This window comes from Pseudomonas sp. MH9.2, assembly GCF_034353875.1.
Taxonomy (GTDB): domain Bacteria; phylum Pseudomonadota; class Gammaproteobacteria; order Pseudomonadales; family Pseudomonadaceae; genus Aquipseudomonas.
Genome location: NZ_CP133784.1, coordinates 2,179,631 through 2,198,623, shown reverse-complemented (window position 1 = coordinate 2,198,623; position 18,993 = coordinate 2,179,631). Strand labels below are relative to the sequence as shown.

Sequence of the window (18,993 nt, the reverse complement as noted above, 5' to 3'; positions counted from 1 at the left end):
CCTTTTGATACTGCCGTGGCAGCCTTAGACCATTGGATCGCCGACGTGCAGGATCTTCATGCCGTTGGTGCCGCCAATGGTGTGATAGCTATCACCTTTGGTCAGGATCACCCAATCGCCTTGCTTGACGAGACCACGTTTGACCAGCTCGTCCACCGCCGCCTGGCTGACCTGGCCCGGTGGCAGGGCCGCAGGGTCGAACGGTACGGTATAGACGCCACGGAACATCGCGGCGCGTGCCTGGGTTTCGCGGTGTGGGGAAAACGCGTAGATCGGCACGGAAGAACGAATCCGCGACATGATCAACGGCGTGTAGCCACTTTCGGTCAAGGCGATGATCGCCTTCACACCGGGGAAGTGGTTGGCGGTGTACATGGCCGCCAGCGCAATGCTTTCGTCGCAACGCTCGAATTTCTTGCCGATGCGGTGGCTGGAGGTTTTGCTGGTCGGGTGCTTTTCAGCGCCGACGCAAATCCGTGCCATGGCCTGGACTGCTTCGATCGGGTACGCGCCCGCAGCACTTTCTGCCGATAGCATCACTGCGTCGGTGTAGTCGAGCACTGCGTTGGCGATGTCCGACACTTCAGCCCGAGTCGGCATCGGGTTCTGGATCATCGACTCCATCATCTGCGTCGCCACGATGACTGCCTTGTTGTGGCGGCGTGCGTGCAGGATGATTTTTTTCTGGATACCGACCAGTTCCGCGTCACCGATTTCCACACCCAGGTCACCACGGGCAACCATGACGGCGTCACTGGCGCGAATCAGCGCATCGAGGGTTTCATCGTCTGCGACCGCTTCTGCGCGTTCGATCTTCGCCACCAGCCAGGCAGTACCGCCGGCTTCGTCGCGCAGTTTGCGAGCGTATTCCATGTCGGCGGCATCGCGTGGGAACGAAACGGCCAGATAATCCAGCTCCATTTCTGCTGCCAGCTTGATGTCGACCTTGTCTTTCTCAGTCAGGGCTGGTGCTGTCAGGCCACCGCCGCGACGATTGATGCCTTTGTGGTCGGACAGCGGACCACCGATCAACACCGTGCAATGCAAGGCATCGGCGGTGGCGGTATCAACGCGCATGACGACACGTCCGTCGTCGAGCAGCAGTTCGTCGCCTACGCCGCAGTCTTTGACCAGATCCGGGTAGTCGATGCCGACGATGTCCTGGGTGCCTTCAGTCAGTGGATGAACGGTAGAGAAGGTGAAGTGATCACCAATCTTGAGGTCGATCCGCTTGTTGGCGAATTTGGCGATACGAATTTTCGGGCCTTGCAGGTCGCCGAGCAGTGCGACGAAGCGCCCGTGCTTGGCGGCAATCTCGCGGACCAGGCGGGCGCGAGCTTTGTGCTCGTCCGGCGTGCCATGGGAGAAGTTCAGACGAGCGACGTCCATACCTGCCAGGATCAGTTGTTCGAGAACTTCCGGCGAGTTACTGGCAGGGCCAAGGGTAGCGACGATTTTGGTACGACGAACGGTCATTTACAGACTCCTTTGCTGAGGCGCTGCGAGAGGCTACTACTGTCCAGTCCTGTAGTCATTGTTCCTTTGCACTACCTTGGCCCGTCTTTTCTGGGCAAAAAACATCTTGAAGAAATCCTTGGTCGGGTCGATACATTGCAGAGCACAGGAGAGACCCATGCGAATTTTGATCGTTTTAGCCGTGATGGCCAGTGTCGGGGGCTGCACGCGTTGGTCGATGGACCAGCATCTGAACAGCGCTTACCGCTCGTATGCCGAGGGTAATTGCGACAGCGTGATGCTCGAATTGTCCCAGGTCGAGCGTGAAAGCCGTTCGCGTCGATACATCCAACCAGAGGTGTCGATGCTACGAGGGCAATGCCTGGAGCGTCAAAGCTTGTTCGTCGATGCGGCTCAGACCTACCAGTTCATCATTACCCAGTACCCCTCCAGCGAGTATGCGTTTCGAGCGCACGCACGTCTTGATACCCTGCAGCAACTCGGCCACTACCGCCGCGGTGAACCGGCACAGCCGAGCCCAGCCTCACTTTAATTACACCCGATTGGATGGGCGGTCATGTTTGGGAGTGCTCATACGGCTGTGTTGAGCTAGTCTCTGGGCGCAGGGAGTAAAAATACGTAAAAATAGTCGCACACGTGGCCATGGACCGGCGTACATCACGCAAAAAAATGCTCTGTTCCGAGACTCTGTTTTTAAAGGGTTCAGGTTATGGATGTGTTTGATGGCGTGCAGGTATCAAGGGAGAATTTGCCTCGGCAGCGATTATCGCCACGCCCCCGCGAACTCGAAAAGCACTAGCGCAACCATGCTTAATGGTTCATTTATAGCGACCGTCAAACATGCTTATCGAACGACGAATCGAACGTCATCAACTGCCTTATTTTTTGCAGGTTTTTAATCGATATACCGATAAACCGATAGGATGTCTCGGCAATGTGTCACAAGACGGTTTGATGTTGATCAGCGAGCTGCCGATTCTGGTAGGCGCGGATTTCGAGCTGCGTTTGAAGATACCGGATAACAATGGTGAAGAGAGAACCATCGATATCGATGGTCGTTGCCTCTGGTGTCACGAAGACGAAACGCCAAGGAACTACGATTCAGGGTTCCTGTTGCAGGCTTCACCCATCGAGTACGCACAGTTGATCCGTGCGTTGCAGCGTTACTTCAGCTTCCACTCTCTGGAAGCCCCGGTCTGAGCACAGGGTCTGTTTGACGCGGGCACTGCATTCACCTGCTTTGATTCAAAGCGTACCGGCCTTTTTCCAGCTCAGATAACAGCTGACCAATTGCGCCCCGAGTTCTCCGGGGCGCGCATCCAGTACCGGCACACCGTGGGCGATCAAACGTTCGTGCAGACCTGCGCGTGCGTTGAGGAAATCAATGGTGCCGCAGTAGGCCAGGGCGTCTTGCCAGGTTTGCACGGGGGTCTGACGCAGGCTGTCCAGCACTTCCTCTCGTAAACTGGCGACCAATACCCGATGCTGACGGCTCAGCTGTTTGACCGCGCCGAGCAATTGCTCATCGTCTTCATCACGCAGGTTGGTGACCAGCACCACCAGTGCGCGGCGTTTCTGCCGGGCGAGCAATTGGCGCACGGCGACGCTGTAGTCGGCGGGACGTTGTGTGCTCTTCAAGTCATAGACACTATTGAGCAGCACATTCAACTGTCCCGAGCCTTTGACCGGTGCCAGGTAGTGGTCCTTCTCGCCAGCAAAGGTGGTAATCCCCACCGCATCGCCCTGGCGCAGCGCGACGTAACTGAGCAGGAGGCAGGCATTGAGCGCATGGTCGAAGTGCGCCAGGTCTCCATCCTGACTGCGCATGCGTCGGCCGCAATCGAGCATGAATACGATCTGCTGATCACGTTCATCCTGATATTCGCGGGCGATGGGTGTGCGTTGGCGTGCTGTAGCTTTCCAATCGATCTGGCGCAGGCTGTCGCCTTCGCGAAATTCGCGCAGCTGATGAAACTCCAGTCCCAGGCCACGACGCTGACGCTGGCGCACGCCCAGTTGGCTGATCCAGTTATCCACCGCGAGCAGCTGGCCGCCATACACACGTGCAAAGTCGGGGTAAACGCGGGTGGCATCGACCAGCGGCAGATAGCGGCGCGTGGTCCATAAACGCAAGGTGCTGGGCAGGTTGATTTCGCACCGTTCGAAGCCGAAATGGCCGCGACTCAGCGGGCGCAGACGGTAGCCAAGCTGGGCGTGTTCGCCGGGGAGCAACGTGATGTTTTGTGGCAGGTTTTCAACGGTCAGGCCCTCAGGCACGTGATCGAACACGCTCAGTGTCAGCTGCTGGCTGAAATCATGCTCGACCGTGATGCGTACTTCGCTCCAGCGTCCCAGCGCCAGACTGCCCGGCAGTTGACGTTGCAGGCGCGGCGAGGGCTGGCGAGTGAGCCGCCAGGCATCAAGCAGGCTGAGCAGTATCAGCGCCATCAACAGCCCCCAACCTACCGCCGAAAGTTTCGCCGGAAGATCGATGCCCAACGCGTCCAAAGTGCCAAGGACAACAGCCAGGCACATCAATGCGCCAAGCCAGCCGAGCAATAAGCGAGAGGGCTTGAGCGCCTGCTTCATAGACGTGGCGCCGGAACCTGATCGAGCAGTTGTTTGAGCACTTGATCCACCGACAGCCCTTCGATGTCCAGCTCGGGCGAGAGCCTGACCCGATGGCGCAACACCGCAAGCGCGCAGCCTTTGATGTCATCCGGGATCACGAATTCGCCACCGCGCAACAGGGCTCGCGCCCGCGCCCCGCGAACCAGTGCTATCGACGCACGTGGCCCGGCACCCAAGGTCAGGCCTGGCCAGCTACGGGTTGCGCGCGCCAGGCGCACGGCGTAATCGAGTACCTGTTCGTCCAGCGGTAATTCACTGGCAATGCGTTGCAGGGCCAGCACGTCCTTGGCTTGCAGGACGGTGCGCAGCGGCTGTACATCGAGCATATCGGCCTTGGTCGAGCGTGTGACCTGACGAACCATGCTCAGTTCTTCGGCGGAGTCTGGATAGTCCATGCGCAACTTGAGCATGAAGCGGTCGAGTTCAGCTTCGGGCAGAGGATAGGTGCCTTCCTGCTCGATAGGGTTTTGCGTGGCCAGCACCATGAACGGCTGTGCGATCGGCAGGGCGCGTCCCTCCAGGGTGACCTGTCGTTCCTGCATGGCTTCGAGCAGCGCGGCCTGGGTCTTCGCCGGAGCACGGTTGATTTCATCGGCCAGCAGCAGGTTGGTGAACAGCGGACCTTTGCGCAGCTTGAACTGTTCGGTCTGGAGGTCGTACACCGCGTGGCCAGTGACATCACTGGGCATGAGATCGGGAGTGAACTGAATCCGGGCGAAATTCCCGCCGAAGCAGCGGGCGAGGGCGCGGACCAGTAACGTTTTGCCCAGCCCCGGAACACCCTCGATCAGCACATGGCCGCCAGCGATCAGCGCAGTCAACACATCGTCAATCACTGTGTTCTGGCCGATCAGGACTTTTTGCAGCTCCTGGCGCAGGGTCTGAGCCAAATGGCTGGCACGTTGGCGTTGCTGGGCCTGATTGCTGGGCGCTGTCGTGGTCTCGGCGCTGCTTTGCGGGTCCATCGGGTAGTCGCTCATAGGGCATTCCTGAGAGTTTGCAGGTGGGCAACCTGACGGGTGAATTCTGCGCTGGACAGTCGCTGAGCGGGCCGTGGGCGCAGGGCCTGACTGACAGCGCTGGTGGGTTGGCGCGTCAGGCGCCCAAGCACCTGCCATTGGTCGGCGATGCCGAGGTGTTCGAAACCGGGATGACGCTGTCGGGCGCGACGCAAGATGTCTTGCTGCAATCCACGCAACAGGACCTGTTGACCGCTGCGTCTGAGCAGGAAATCGGCACTGGCGCGCAGGTGTTCGGTCAATTGCCGACGCGCACGGGAGGCCGGGGCCTGCAGCGGGCCGTGACGCTGGCCTGCATGCCACAGCAGCAAGGTGATCAGCAACATCAGCGCGGTCAACGCCTCCGGAAAATACCGCAGCAACAGGCTGAACAAATCAGCGTGCCCGGATTGCAGCAACATCGTCACCGAGCTGTCCTGCGTCAGATACCACAGCAGCCAGGCATTGTCGTAGCGGGCGATGGTCTTGTTTTTCCACAGGTCGCTGTCGCTCAGGACGGTGATCAAACCGTCGCCGTAGGCCAGTTGCATCATGTGCGTGGCCGAGCCGCTGTTGGCCCAGGACTGAGCACGGTCCTTGGGGTCGTCCAGGTGAAAGTCAGTATCGAAACTGAAATAGGCCGGGTCGTCTTCGTTTTCCAGGTACAGCTTGGTCAGGCTTGGGTAGTCCGTCGGCGCCAGGGGGGCAGGCTGCCTGGGCACGATGGCTTTTGCCCGGTCCTGTGTTTGCAGGTCCGCGCTGAGGAATTGGTGAATCTGCACCCGGTCCAGCAGCAGGTCGCCGCTGCGGCCTTTCTGTTCATCCCAGAGTTGCTCGGCGACGAACAGCAGATGACCGCCGGATTTGGCCCAGTCCAGCAGTCGCTCGACTTGCCGGGGAGTCATGTTCTCGCGGCTGGCGAGGAGCATCAGGGTCTGCGGCTCCTGACGCGCGTCGGGCAAGTTCTGGAGTGCATCGGTGACCTGGACCGGCACCGAGCGTTGGCGCAGGAAATTTTCGGCGGCCAGGTAGGGATTGCCGCGTACGTCGGGCGACGGACCTTGGTCGATGACCTCGGTGTAACGCTCTAGGTGCGTGTACAGATAACGGCCGGCCAGCCCGAGCGCGACGATTAATAGCAGGCCAATCAGCAGTGTGTTGCGTCTGGTCATCGGGGGAGCCCCGAACCGAACAGTTGCCGCCAGCCGTCACACAGTTCCTGCTGCAGATGCGCTGGGGGCAGGTGATGGCCATAGGCGAGGTTCTGCCAGTGTTCAGTCAAGTGTTGGCTGTACTCGTGCAATGCCTGCTGTTTGAGCTGCGCAACCTGCTGCAAGACCTCGCCCTCGGTGTCGGCATTCTTCAGCGGCAGCTGGTAGTCGGTCAACAGGCGGCTGAGCAGCGCTCGATACAACAGGCCCAGGGCCTTGCGGGGTTGAGTGGCCCACAGGCGTTCGGCGGTGCCAGCCACGTCATCGGGCAGGCTTTGGGCGTTGACCTGCAAACCGAATAATTGCCGGGGGACGTTGCGTTGAGTCTTTTCCGGGCCTTGGCGACGGCTGACGAAGGTGCTGATCCAGGCCCGGTATCGCCAGATCAATACGCTGACCAGGATGATCGCCCCTGCCCACAGCAGCACTTCAAACACATGGGCAAGTACGCTGGCGATACGCGCCAGCCAGTTGATCAAGCGCAGTAGCCACTGGGCTGATTCCGCAGGTTTTTCCACTTTGCTAGCCGCTTTGTCTTCGATCAAGCGCCAACCGGTCACGGTCTTGGGGTTCTTGAACGGCGGTTGTGCCAGTTGCGCGTTGATGCTCTCGCGTGCGGCGTTGCTGGTCAGTGCCTGATGAGTCAGGCGTGGGCTGTCCGGCCCGGTGGGGGCGTGTTCGGGTGATGCAGGATCAAGCGGTGGCAATGGGCAGCTATAGCTTTGCTCCGTAGCCCAGGCGGACGGGGTGGGTGTTGAAAAAACCAGGCCCAGGCCGATCAACATGACATAGGCGCTGCCGATCAGGCGTTGGCGCAAACGGCGCAACACCAGTTCGATATCCCAGGCTTCCAGCGCGGTGCGCCTGTTCAGGTACAAAGTGAAGCCGCTGGCCACATAAATCGGTTCCCAGAAAATCAGGATCAAAGCATAAAAAGCATTGCTCAGGTGTTCGAGCCAGTGCCAGTTGCCTTCGATGTCGAGCAGGCTGTTCCAGCTCCAGTTCAGTTCGACCTGTTGTGGGATCAACAAATAGAAGACGCTCATCAACCCGAGCCATAAGGTCATTTCCAGTGCGCTGCCGACCGATGTCAGCCAGCGTGCGGCGCGCAGGTTGTGTTGGCTGAGAATGCCGATGCGCTGCTGGCGTGCCGGGCCGGATAAGTGTTCAAGTTGTTGCACCGGCAGTTTGAAGCTGCGGCTGAGGCTCAATCGGCGCCAGGTCAGGCTGGCCAGCAACTGCGGCTTGAGTGCTTTTGGCCAGGCTTTCAGGGCTTGCTTGAGGCTGGGCGTCGAGCCAAAAATCGCTTGCGAAAGAATCAGCAGCGGCAGGCGCTCAAAGGCTGGTTTGAGCCACCAGAACACCAGGATCGCAATCGTTGGCGCGTTCCAGAACACCACGCTGAGCACGGCGAAGATCGGCAGCGTAACGACGGCCCAACTGGCCATGAGTAAGCCGCGATGCTCGCGAGCCAGCAGCACGCCAAGATCGATGGCTTCCCATGGATTGCGCGGGCGAATCACGACACTGGCGTCAGTCAGGCGCATGGCCACTCCGTCCAGCGAAGATCAGGTACGCCCCGACGAGCCCCCACAGGCAGGCACCGACCAGGTATTTGGTCAGCGGTTGAAAAGTTGTCATTGATGACCAGTAGGCTTCGATAAAGGCCGCGATCAGCAGAAACAGCATGACCCCACACATCAACTGCACGCTCACTTTTGCCGCCAGCCGCAGCGCCTCACTGCGCGGTAGAGGCCCGGGCGCGAGCAAAGCCCAGCCCAGCTTGAGGCCTGCGGCGCCGGCGAGGGCAATGGCGCTGAGCTCAAAAGCACCATGGCCGATGACGAATGACCAGAAGGTCTGCCCGTAGCCGACTCCGCTGAGATGGCCGGCCACCGCGCCGATCATCAGACCATTGAAAAACAGAAAAAACAGACTGCCCAAGCCGAACAGCAGTCCGGTGGCGAAGGTCTGAAAAGCGATCCCGATGTTATGCATGATGTAATAACCGAACATCATCCAGTCTTCGCTGGAGCCTCGCGTCGCCGCCTCACCGATGCGCCGCGCCGCCGGGTCGTACATGCTTTCCATCTCGGTCACCTGCGCGGGGCTGACGACGCTGTAGACCAGGTCCGGAAAGACATACACCAACAGGCCGATGCCGATCAGGCTGCCGAAAAACAGCAGGCTGGCGACCAGCACGAAACGCCATTGCGTCCTGACCAGTCTCGGAAAGTCGGCGAGGACGAAACTCAACAGATGCGCACCCAGTTGGCTGCGGTGCCGGTACAGTTGTTGATGGCCGCGCATCGCCAAGTGTTGCAGCGGGTCGACCAGATGACTGCTGTAGCCGCGCTCTTGCGCCAAGGCAAATTGCTGGCAGATTCGGCGGTAGTCGCTGGCGAAGGCCTCGCAGGCCTTGCTCTCGGCTTTGCCGTGCTCCAGCGCGTCCAGCAGTTCGGCGAAGCGCTGCCAGTCAGGTTGATGGCGACTTTCGAACAGGGATTGCTTCATGTCGGCCCCAGCAGGCCGCGAGCGATCCCATTGAGGTGCGCGACGGCTTGATCTGCGGGGACTTGCAAGGGCTGCGCAAGAATCGCGGCCAACTCCTGCGTGCGCTCGGCGGACAGGCTGGCCTGCCGCTCAGCGAAGCCCAACAGCGCGCGCTGCTCGTCCAGGGTCAGGGCGAATGGGGCAATCAGCGGCAGCGCATGGGGCAGCGTCGGGCGCACGCCGGGCGGGTCGCAATAGACTACCAATGTGCCTGCGGCCAGATCGCCCAGACGTTTGAAAGTGGGGTGCTGCAAGCAGCTCACGGCACCCAGAAAGTAACCGAAGGGCAGCATGTCGACGAAACGCAGCAGGTTGCGGGTCAATGACGCTGGCCAGCCAATCGGCGTGCCGTCGTCGTGAACCACGCGAAGGCCCATGATCTGCTTGCCGACAGTGCGCCCTTGATTCAGCACCTCGAACAGGACCATGTACCCCCACGTCCCCAGAAACAGCACAAGCGCGCTCAGGCCCATGCCGAACTTATCGAACAGGCTGAGGAAGATGAATAGCCCGCCCATGACCAGTGCACGAACCAACAGGTCGAGAGTAAACGCCAGCGTGCGCGGCACCAGGCCTGCCGGGCGCAGGATCAGATCGATGCCTTCCGGGGTTTCGATACGGGCGCGAGTATCCAATGGTATGTGCGGCGCAGCACTCCTTGGTAAAGCTGGGGGGAAGGACATTATCGAGTGATGCACGCCTGAAGACAAAGCCCGATGCTAGCCAGCACGGGCCATCGAAGCAACCAGACTCTCCAAACGGATAGGTACAAGACGTGTGAGTAAATGTATCCGCTGCGTGCCTGAATCAGCCGATTGGCCATTTATGCTGCGCACCCCCTACACTTTGCCGGTCTTCTGTTCAGGAATAGCCCGTGACCTCCAGCATCTTTTGGTACGACTATGAAACCACTGGCATCAACCCGCGCAATGATCGTGCGCTTCAGGTTGCCGGTATCCGCACGGACGCTGAGCTCAATGAGATCGCTGCGCCGATTAACCTCTACTGTCAGCCGAGCGAGGACATCCTGCCGCACCCGGCAGCGTGCCTGATCACCGGCATCACCCCTGACCGCCTGGCCGAACAGGGTTTGAGTGAAGCCGACTTCATGACCCGGGTGCATGCTGAGTTGTCGGCACCAAGCACCTGTGGCGCAGGCTACAACACCCTGCGCTTCGACGACGAAGTGACCCGTTACAGCCTGTATCGCAATTTTTTCGATCCCTATGCGCGGGAGTGGCAGGGCGGTAATAGCCGTTGGGATTTGATCGATGTCGTGCGAACGGCATATGCGTTGCGCCCGGAAGGGATCGTCTGGCCCGAGGAGGAGGGGCGAGTGACCTTGAAACTTGAGCGTCTGACCGCCGCCAATAGCATCGATCACGGTCAGGCTCATGATGCCTTGTCCGATGTGCGCGCTACGATCGCCTTGGCGCGTTTGATTCGTGAGAAGCAGCCGAAACTGTATGACTATTTGTTTCAGCTACGCAGCAAGCAGCGAGTGCAGGATCAGATCCGTTTGATGCAGCCGCTGGTTCACATCTCCGGGCGCTTCTCCGCTGCGCGCAGTTACTTGGGTGTGGTATTGCCGCTGGCGTGGCATCCGCACAATCGCAATGCGCTGATTGTCTGTGATTTACACCAGGACCCTGCGCCGTTGCTTGAGCAGGACGCCGATACATTGCGTCAGCGCTTATATACCCGGCGAGATGATCTTGCCGACGGTGAATTGCCGGTGCCGCTCAAGCTGTTGCATATAAACCGCTGCCCGGTGGTCGCGCCGCTCAACGTGCTGCGTGCCGAAGATCAGCAGCGTTTGCAATTGGACATGGCCCAGTATCAGGCGCGCGCGCAGCAGTTAACAGACGCGCAGGAACTTTGGCAGGATAAAGTGAAAGCCGTTTATGGCCGTGAAAATTTTACGCCCAGTGAAGACCCGGAGCAGCAGTTATATGACGGGTTCCTCGGTGACCGTGATCGACGGTTGTGTGAGCAAGTACGCACTGCCGAGCCGGAACAATTGGCCCGCGACGAATGGCCTTTTGATGATGAGCGTCTGCCTGAATTATTATTCAGATACCGCGCGAGGAACTTTGCCAACACCTTGACTGTCGAGGAGCAACAGCGCTGGTATACCTTTTGTCAGCAGCGCTTATCGCGGGCTGAGAGCGGAGCGCCTAATACATTACAAAGTTTTACGAAATCCCTGGTTGAGTTGTCCCTTAGTGCTACACCGGCCCAGCTTAAGGTATTGAGCCAATGGCAGGATTACGCCCAGCAACTGCGCGAGCGCTTCAGCCTCTGAAGGGCCATCTGGTTGGGGGAGGGACATTTTCTGTAATGCGTGGCAGGCCATAAACGGCAGATAATAAAAAACGCCAGCAAGCTGGCGTTTTTTTATGAGCCGTCATTGCTGACGACCGGTGTTCACTTAGCCCAGCAGAGTTGCCCAGCCTTCAACTACATCACCACCCCACTTGGCTTTCCACTCTTTCAGAGTCTTGTGGTTGCCGCCTTTGGTTTCAATGACTTCGCCGTTGTGCGGGTTCTTGTACTGCTTGACCTTGCGCGCACGCTTGGTGCCGGTAGTCTTCACGGCGCCGCGAGGAGTCTTGCTAACTTTGGACTCTGGATCAAGCAAGGCGATGATGTCGCGCAGCGATTTTTGATATTCGCCCATCAGGGTGCGCAGCTTGCCTTCAAATTCAAGCTCAGTTTGCAGTTTGTCGTCTTGCGACAGACTTTTCAAACGGGCTTGCAGTTCTTTGATGGCTTCTTCTGTGGCACGGTATTCGTTGATCAGGGACATGAAGGGGTACCTTATGTTCAGAGGGTGGCAGGGACGCAGTGATGCAATAATAGTCAGACAGTTTGATCAAGTAAACATTAAAGAAAAGTTTTAGGGCAATTATTTATAAAATAGGCCCTGCGCAACAGTGCGACGACATTAGATGTTGTACCGTGGGCGCTGAAGGATATCGCCATAATGGCCCTTTCTAATGCAGGGCATTAGTCGGTGCTGAGTAGACAGCTATCATGGAAAGCGGCGCTGCCTGAGGACGCGGGCCCCAATGACCTCGGCGGTTTCAGACTCGGCGAGAGGAGTACTGCAGTTTCTCTGCGTAATCGCTAGAATGGCGGCCTTTGCGAAGTTCTGGAGTTTTTCCCTCATGCGCACTTTTCGGCTGGTGATTGCTTGCCCGGACCGCGTCGGCATCGTTGCTAAAGTCAGTAACTTTTTGGCCGCCTATAATGGCTGGATTACCGAGGCGAGCCATCACTCGGACAATCTCAGTGGTTGGTTCTTTATGCGTCACGAGATTCGTGCCGACACAGTCCCCCTGGAACTTGAAGAATTTCGCAAGGCGTTCACGCCGATTGCCGAAGAGTTCTCCATGGACTGGCGCGTCACGGACTCGGCGCAGAAAAAGCGCGTGGTGTTGATGGCCAGTCGTGAATCGCACTGTCTGGCAGATCTTCTACACCGCTGGCACACCGATGAACTGGACTGCGAAATCGCCTGTGTGATTTCCAACCATGAAGACCTGCGCAGCATGGTCGAGTGGCATAACATCCCTTATTACCATGTTCCGGTGGACTCAAAGGACAAGGAGCCGGCGTTCGCCGAAGTCTCGCGTCTGGTCAAGCACCATGAGGCGGACGTAGTCGTGCTGGCGCGTTACATGCAAATTCTGCCGCCGCAATTGTGCCGTGAATATGCGCATCGGGTGATCAACATCCACCACAGCTTCCTACCGTCGTTCGTGGGGGCCAAGCCCTACCACCAGGCTTCGCTACGTGGCGTGAAGCTGATTGGTGCGACCTGTCACTACGTGACTGAAGAACTCGACGCGGGGCCGATCATCGAGCAGGACGTGGTACGCGTCAGCCACCGTGACAGCATCGAAAATATGGTGCGCTTCGGTCGCGACGTGGAAAAGATGGTGTTGGCTCGCGGGCTTCGTTACCACCTGGAAGATCGGGTACTGGTGCATCACAACAAGACGGTCGTGTTCGACTAGTCTCAAGTACCTGGCTTACTGCCATTCGCGAATAAATCCGCTCTCACACAGGTTTGCTGTGGGGTGAGTTTATTCGCGAAGGCATAGCGATGGAGGCGAAGATGACCGATCCACTCGACAAAGCCACATCGAGAGCACCGCCCACGCTTGGCGAGGGCTGCCTGAGTCGTTATGACCCGGAGGCGCTGGGTCTGGAGGACGGTGCGGACTTCAACGGTGCCGCCGAGCTTTGGCGGCAATTGCAGCAAGCGCCTGAGGCGCCAACGGGCACACCGAAAAAATAATCAGGCGTGTTTGAGGCGTATCAGCTTGTTCAGCAACGGTCGTCCGACCAATAGTAAAAACACCGGCCCACCGGCGATCAAGTAGAAGTAGTACGTCACCGCCCGCCAGATCAGGATCGCCGCAGCTGCCGTGGACTTACCCACCATGGGGGCCAGCAGTGCCGCCGATGTCAGTTCTGCAGCGCCTGCGCCACCCGGCAACAGGCTCAGTTGCCCCGCACTCAGTGACAGCATTTGAATCAGAAAACTCCAGGCCCACGCTATGTCCACGCCCAAACCATGCAAGGCGAGATACAACACGCTGTAACGCAAGCCCCAATGCAGGCAGGTCAGCACGAACACCTGCGCCAGTTTTTGCCGAGGCATCTTCAGCGTGTCGACAAACGCATCACGAAAATGCAGCAGTTTGCGTGCCCAGTGCCGACGAGTCGTGGCACTGGTGTTGACGCGTTTGAGCAGGCCCCCGTTGAGTTTGATGATCTGCCGATGGTAGCGGGCGAAGCCGATGCCCAGGCACAATCCGCCAAGCATCAGAATCACACTCAGGCTGAGCATCCACTCCAGCTTCTGACTGAGTTCGTGAAACAGTGCATACAGCAGAATGCCAAGCAGGGCACACAGGAAGAACAGCAGATCACTGAGTTGGTCAGTGGCGAAGACCGCGCTGCTTTTAGCCGGGCGTATGCCATTGCGCGACAGCAATGTCATTAATGTCAGTGGCCCGCCACTGCCGCCCGGCGTTGCGCAAATCGCGAACTCGGTGGCTATGACCACCCCGAGGCTTTTCAGCGGACTTAGCCCGCCCACGCTGTCACCCAGCAATAGACGCAAGCGTAGCGAGTTCAGGCCCCAGCACGCGGCGATCATGCCAAGCATTCCCAATAGCAGGTCCAGAGGGAAGCTGCGCAGGCGCAGGAACATCTCACTGCCACCCAACACAAGCGGAATCAGGAGGGCGGCGAGCAGCCCTGCCAATAACCAGGCAAGTCGTTTCACGCGGCTGACCTCATGGCTGGATGCTGTGTGGCAAGCCAGTGTGCCTTGGTCATGGGCGTACGGCCGCTCTGGATCAGTCGTTGCAGGATTTGTAGCCAGTAGCGGCGGGCATACTCATGGCGCATGTCGACCGGGTGTAAGCCCAATCGAATGGTCGATGCCGCCTGAAACCTGTGTTCGAGGTGCCCGCTGAGGATTTTCGACACGCCGCGACGCCAAGGGCTGCGGGCACTCCAGACAATGCCCGGCGCTTCAATCCGGGCGAAGTCCGGCAGCCGATACAAATGCTGAGCATCGCTGGTGTAGTGCAGAGGCAAGCTGCGCAAGGCGTCTCGCGTGCCCTCACTCATCAGCCAGGCGGGGGCAATGAACCCATGGAGCGGCCAGCCTAAGCGCTGAAATAATTCGATTCCGGCATGCAGTCGTACCAACGCCTCATCCCGGTCCAGAGCATAAAACTCGCCTTCCCACGTGAAAATGCGCCGCATGAAATAGTCGCGCGGTGTGCGCGGCGGCGGGCTATCGTCGCAATGGTAGTAGCCATGCAGCGCCAGTTCATCGCCGTGGGCAATACGAGTTTCCAGCACGCGCTGAAAGTGATTGTCAGTGCTTACCGCATTGCGTTTATGAAAGTCGGGAACCACTAACAGAGTCATTGGGATATTGCCCAAAGCGTCTATGGCTTGAACAAATGGCTGGTAATCGGTCCAGGTTTCGGGCGCCACATCATGAAGCACCAACAATACGCTACGTTCGATGTCAGCCATGAGCGAGCACCGGTAAGCGGCTGCCCAGGACAGCTTGATAGTGTTCAAGCAGGCCCTCGACCACAGTGTCCCACGCGTATCGCTGTTCTACGTGCTGTCGCGCCTGGTAGCCTTTTTGCACGCTGTTGTGGCTGAATAATTCTCGTACGGCGCTGGCCATTGACAATGGATTGTTCGGCTCGCAGAGCAGGCCGCACGCTTCAGGGACGATTTCGGAAAAGGCGCCAGCAGCCACAGCAATGACGGGAATGCCGCTGGCCATGGCTTCGAGAATCACCAGGCCAAAGGTTTCCTGATCGCCTGCATGCAGTAAGGCGTCGGCGCTGGCCAACAAACGGGCGATTTCGCTGGCGGGGCAGAAATGACCGATGACCGACACATTGTCCGGAACTGCATCTGGCATGTGCGAGCCGACCAACAACAGGTGATAGCCAGCGCCCAGTCGTTTCATGCAGTCGAGCAGCACGGGCAGGTTTTTTTCACGCGATCCGCGTCCGGCGAAAATCAGCAAACGGGTGTCTTCGTTGAGGCCTAGCTCGGCTTTAAGGCATGGATCGCGAAGGGTTGGTGTAAATGTCACAAGGTCCACGCCCAGCGGTTGCATGTGCACATTCTCGACGCCCAATCGGATCAACTTGTCGGCCATGATGGTGCTGGGCGCCAAGACCCGGTCGAAATTGTTATACAACTTGCTGACGTAGGTCTCGACATTAGTGCCGAGCCAATTACCGATGCGATTACTGACCAGCAGTGGTAAATCCGAGTGATAGAAACCAATGACCGGTACATCCAGTTGGCGACGCGCGTCCAGTGCGGCCCATGCGGTTAAATAGGGATCGCCGACTTCGATCACGTCGGGCTGCAGATCTTTCAGGATATTGCGCCACGGTGCGAGGCGGAGAGGGAAGCGATAGCCGTTACCGAAGGGCAGGGCCGGCGCCGGTACCTTATAAATGCCGTCTTTGTGGCTCAGGCTGGCGCCGGGGATCAAGAGGCTGTGACGAACGCCTGAATAACGTCCCAAACGACGATGTTTTGCATCTAGATAAGTGCGCACGCCACCGCTGGCTGGTGCGTAGAACATGGTCATGTCAGCGATATGCACGGCAATCCCTCCGCAGCGTGGTTGTTCCTAAGGTTGACCACTGAGAAGAATAGATGTTCGGTGCAAAAAGGTGAGGCGCTGGTGTGGCAGCACCAAAATTAAACGTTCGGTGCTACTTTGTTTGATCGCTGAGAATCCAGGCTGACAGGCCAAAAAAAAGCGCCGAACAGGGCGCTTTTCTTGAGTCTTACTGTTTAAGCCAACACTTTTGACGCCACCCAGAACAAGCCAGCCGACAGTGCGATGGTCGCTGGCAGGGTCAAGACCCAGGCCAGGATAATGGCGCGCACCGTGCCGCCTTGCAAACCGCTTTTGTTTGCGACCATGGTCCCGGCAACGCCAGAGGACAGGATATGGGTGGTCGAAACCGGCAGACTGAAAACGTTAGCCAGGCCGATCGCGCAGGTGGTGGTGATCTGTGCCGACATGCCTTGGGCATAGGTCATGCCTTGCTTGCCGATTTTTTCACCTATGGTCAGTACCACGCGTTTCCAGCCAATCATGGTGCCCAGGCCCAACGCTAGGGCGACGGCAAGAATGACCCAGAACGGCGCATATTCAGTGGTCGCCGTCAGGTCCTTGCGCAGCTTCTCAAGGTCGGATTTTTCACGAGGTGCCAAGTTGGAAAGTTTGCCGACTTTTCGGGCAGTGTCATCCATGCAGAGCAGGTAGCGACGCACTTCGATGCGGCTTTCAGTCGACAGAGCGTGATAATCGACGACACCTTTAAGCGTGCTGAGCAGGGCGTTGATGGTCGGCTCGGTTTGCGTCGGGTTACAGCTGAAGCGCTCCGGCAAGTCGCCATCCTTCGATTTGCCCAAGGCCAGGAACTCACTCAGGGTGTCGGTGTTGCGCTGATAGAACTGGCTCAGGTGCAGGGTTGCATCCCGGGTCCGTTCGATCTGATAGGTGGTGCTGCTCAGGTCGAGAACGAACTGGCTTGGTACGATACCAATCAAGACCAACATGATCAGGCCGATACCCTTCTGACCGTCGTTGGAGCCGTGTACGAAACTGACGGTCATGGCGGAAACCACCAATACCAGACGGTTCCAGAAAGGCGGGTGTTTTTTGTCATCGATCTTGCGGCGCTGCTCCGGCGTTTTGTGCATCTTGGACAGCGGGCGCCACCATCTCAGAATGAGCAACACCAAACCGGCAACGATGAAGCCTGCCAGCGGCGAAAAGATCAGCGACGCACCGATGTCGATCGCTTTTTGCCAGTTCACGCCGTCGGCCAGCGGAATGCCGGTAATCAATGCGTTGGCGAGCCCGACTCCCAGAATAGAGCCGATCAGAGTGTGCGAGCTGGATGCCGGAATCCCGAAATACCAAGTGCCGAGGTTCCAGGTAATCGCCGCCGCGAGCAGCGAGAACACCATGGCCAGGCCATGGCCGGTGTTTACGTTGATCAGCAGTTCGACGGGCAGCAAGTGGACGATGGCGTAGGCCACTCCTACACCGCCCAGCAATACACCCAGAAAGTTGAACAAACCGGAAAAGAATACGGCCAGGTTGGGCGGCATGGCTTTGGTGTAGATGACAGTAGCTACCGCGTTAGCGGTGTCATGAAAGCCGTTGATGAACTCGAACGTGAGAACGAAGGCCAGGGCAAGCAGCAAGCTCACAAGCACCCAAGCATCTAGCCCGCTGAATAAATCGATCATGAAAATCTTCTGACCCGGTCGTAAGGGGGCGCGATTATGCCAGAAAACCCTATAAATCGATGCACTTGCTGCTCATTGGTTACATCATTAAACGAAATGGATGGCCACAGCTACCGCCCCAAAGGGCTGTCGGGAAGACAGCCTTTGGTTCAAAGTTGCCTCAAACCTCAGTAAAAACGAGCTCTGCGCCCATCAAGAAGGTGGCGCACCGTAAACCGCTACTGATTTTATCCGCAAAGGCTAAGGTTCTTCCTTGAGGTCTTTTTCCATTTTTTGCAGTTCTTGCTTGAACGCCTGATCGAGAAGGCTGGCTCTTTTGCGCCAAGGCTTACGTTCGGGCTCTGGTTGTGCGGCGTAGGTGGTGACTTCCCCGCCGTATACATCCTTGTAACGTTGTTCCTGGCGCTCAAGTTCCACGCGCAGTTCATCTTTCGTCACAGTGTTACCTAATAATGTCGAGATTAATTCCGGTGACAGCGCAGAGCGCGGGAAGTGCTTACACCGGCGATGTCCAGTCTGTCGGGCCGTTTAAACAGTCGGACATTCCTTTACACACTACGTGTAAATACCTTCTTGCTGCTCGCGGCTACGGGCACCAGAAAAAACAGCTGTCGTAGCAACAGATATGGATTACAAGCGCGGTGGCTATCAATGGCTCGGTATCTCATCCGCGGACTGTCTGGATCGTGCACCGGGTCAGTGCAGGGTCCATGTGACTGGATCCACGCTTAGCGCGCTGGAGTTTCAATCACTGCGGGGCATTATAGCCAGTCAACCGAAGAACACTATCTCCAAGATGTTCGGTGCCGTCAACTTTATGTGCGCGATTGTTACGATATGTCTTCCATCAGTACTCTTTTTCTGTACGACAGTTCTGAAGTTTAGACAGCGATTGAATACCACTACAACTTCATGCCCGGGCCACAGACTGTTTCCAATTGAGGATGATCAGTAGGGGCACGGGTATAAGCCACGGTTTTTGTGGCACAGCGCGCAGGGGCAGACAGGGCGCATCAGAAACAATAGCGCAGCGGTTCTTCCGTGGTGCCGGAAGAGGCTGCGTATCGGGTAGCGTTGCGCTCGTGTACGGCGCTGAAAGAAAACGGCCTCGCTTCGTGGGCAAGGCCGTACCAATGGACTTCTCGTGGGTACCTGACCAGTATTTCCAAGAAGCCACTTAAGCGGCGAGTGAAAGGTATAAGGATAAAGGCGATGGGTCAATTGCGATTATCGGTCATTGGTTCGATAATCGCCCGAGACGGGCCCGATGAATTCCTTAGTGA

18 protein-coding genes are annotated in these 18,993 nt (G+C 58.0%); 5 read left to right on the top strand and 13 right to left on the bottom strand.

What is annotated here, in order from left to right; genetic code table 11:
* Window positions 1–24: 24 nt before the first annotated feature.
* Window positions 25–1,476, bottom strand: a complete 1,452-nt coding sequence (gene pyk / locus RHM55_RS10265; RefSeq protein ID WP_322181704.1) for a pyruvate kinase — start codon at window positions 1,474–1,476, stop codon at window positions 25–27.
* 157 nt (window positions 1,477–1,633) lie between these two features.
* Between pyk and RHM55_RS10260 the strand changes: the two genes are divergently transcribed.
* Complete coding sequence (locus RHM55_RS10260) at window positions 1,634–2,008, top strand: tetratricopeptide repeat protein (protein ID WP_322181702.1); 375 nt, start codon at window positions 1,634–1,636, stop codon at window positions 2,006–2,008.
* Between the two features lie 308 nt (window positions 2,009–2,316).
* Window positions 2,317–2,676 (top strand): PilZ domain-containing protein, encoded by a 360-nt coding sequence (locus tag RHM55_RS10255; protein WP_322181700.1) that lies wholly within the window; start codon window positions 2,317–2,319, stop codon window positions 2,674–2,676.
* Window positions 2,677–2,721: 45 nt separating this feature from the next.
* On the opposite strand, the gene RHM55_RS10250 is transcribed toward RHM55_RS10255, so the two are convergent.
* The 6 genes from RHM55_RS10250 to RHM55_RS10225 are packed head-to-tail and all read right to left on the bottom strand — an operon-like array spanning window position 2,722 to window position 9,552.
* Complete coding sequence (locus tag RHM55_RS10250) at window positions 2,722–4,065, bottom strand: DUF58 domain-containing protein (RefSeq protein ID WP_322181698.1); 1,344 nt, start codon at window positions 4,063–4,065, stop codon at window positions 2,722–2,724.
* Window positions 4,062–5,072, bottom strand: a complete 1,011-nt coding sequence (locus tag RHM55_RS10245; protein ID WP_322182844.1) for a MoxR family ATPase — start codon at window positions 5,070–5,072, stop codon at window positions 4,062–4,064. The genes RHM55_RS10250 and RHM55_RS10245 overlap by 4 nt, the downstream gene beginning before the upstream one ends.
* A gap of 11 nt (window positions 5,073–5,083) precedes the next feature.
* Window positions 5,084–6,277, bottom strand: a complete 1,194-nt coding sequence (locus tag RHM55_RS10240; RefSeq protein WP_322181696.1) for a DUF4350 domain-containing protein — start codon at window positions 6,275–6,277, stop codon at window positions 5,084–5,086.
* Window positions 6,274–7,863, bottom strand: a complete 1,590-nt coding sequence (locus tag RHM55_RS10235) for a DUF4129 domain-containing protein (protein ID WP_322181694.1) — start codon at window positions 7,861–7,863, stop codon at window positions 6,274–6,276. The genes RHM55_RS10240 and RHM55_RS10235 overlap by 4 nt, the downstream gene beginning before the upstream one ends.
* On the bottom strand, window positions 7,850–8,830 hold the full coding sequence (locus RHM55_RS10230) for a stage II sporulation protein M (protein ID WP_322181692.1): 981 nt from the start codon (window positions 8,828–8,830) through the stop codon (window positions 7,850–7,852). The genes RHM55_RS10235 and RHM55_RS10230 overlap by 14 nt, the downstream gene beginning before the upstream one ends.
* Window positions 8,827–9,552: an RDD family protein gene (locus RHM55_RS10225; protein WP_322181689.1), complete on the bottom strand. Its 726-nt coding sequence runs from the start codon at window positions 9,550–9,552 to the stop codon at window positions 8,827–8,829. The genes RHM55_RS10230 and RHM55_RS10225 overlap by 4 nt, the downstream gene beginning before the upstream one ends.
* A gap of 191 nt (window positions 9,553–9,743) precedes the next feature.
* Here RHM55_RS10225 and sbcB point away from each other — a divergent pair, with 191 nt between their 5' ends.
* Complete coding sequence (gene sbcB, locus RHM55_RS10220) at window positions 9,744–11,174, top strand: exodeoxyribonuclease I (RefSeq protein ID WP_322181687.1); 1,431 nt, start codon at window positions 9,744–9,746, stop codon at window positions 11,172–11,174.
* A 126-nt stretch (window positions 11,175–11,300) separates the two neighbouring features.
* On the opposite strand, the gene mvaT is transcribed toward sbcB, so the two are convergent.
* Window positions 11,301–11,678: a histone-like nucleoid-structuring protein MvaT gene (gene mvaT / locus RHM55_RS10215; protein ID WP_322181685.1), complete on the bottom strand. Its 378-nt coding sequence runs from the start codon at window positions 11,676–11,678 to the stop codon at window positions 11,301–11,303.
* 361 nt (window positions 11,679–12,039) lie between these two features.
* Between mvaT and purU the strand changes: the two genes are divergently transcribed.
* Window positions 12,040–12,891: a formyltetrahydrofolate deformylase gene (gene purU, locus RHM55_RS10210; RefSeq protein ID WP_322181683.1), complete on the top strand. Its 852-nt coding sequence runs from the start codon at window positions 12,040–12,042 to the stop codon at window positions 12,889–12,891.
* A 101-nt stretch (window positions 12,892–12,992) separates the two neighbouring features.
* Complete coding sequence (locus RHM55_RS10205; protein WP_322181681.1) at window positions 12,993–13,175, top strand: hypothetical protein; 183 nt, start codon at window positions 12,993–12,995, stop codon at window positions 13,173–13,175.
* Here the strand turns inward: RHM55_RS10205 and RHM55_RS10200 are convergent, their stop codons facing one another.
* The 5 genes from RHM55_RS10200 to RHM55_RS10180 all read right to left on the bottom strand — a co-directional run bounded on the left by RHM55_RS10200 (window position 13,176) and on the right by RHM55_RS10180 (window position 18,148).
* A complete protein-coding gene (locus RHM55_RS10200; protein WP_322181678.1) occupies window positions 13,176–14,171 on the bottom strand; it encodes a lysylphosphatidylglycerol synthase transmembrane domain-containing protein in 996 nt (331 codons plus the stop codon).
* On the bottom strand, window positions 14,168–14,938 hold the full coding sequence (locus tag RHM55_RS10195; RefSeq protein ID WP_322181675.1) for a polysaccharide deacetylase family protein: 771 nt from the start codon (window positions 14,936–14,938) through the stop codon (window positions 14,168–14,170). The genes RHM55_RS10200 and RHM55_RS10195 overlap by 4 nt, the downstream gene beginning before the upstream one ends.
* On the bottom strand, window positions 14,931–16,043 hold the full coding sequence (locus RHM55_RS10190; protein ID WP_416152009.1) for a glycosyltransferase family 4 protein: 1,113 nt from the start codon (window positions 16,041–16,043) through the stop codon (window positions 14,931–14,933). Before RHM55_RS10190 ends, RHM55_RS10195 begins: the two co-directional genes overlap by 8 nt.
* 194 nt (window positions 16,044–16,237) lie before the next feature.
* Window positions 16,238–17,710, bottom strand: coding sequence for an inorganic phosphate transporter (locus tag RHM55_RS10185; protein WP_322181673.1), 1,473 nt, complete (start codon window positions 17,708–17,710; stop codon window positions 16,238–16,240).
* Between the two features lie 240 nt (window positions 17,711–17,950).
* A complete protein-coding gene (locus RHM55_RS10180) occupies window positions 17,951–18,148 on the bottom strand; it encodes a hypothetical protein (protein WP_219062180.1) in 198 nt (65 codons plus the stop codon).
* Between the last annotated feature and the right edge of the window lie 845 nt (window positions 18,149–18,993).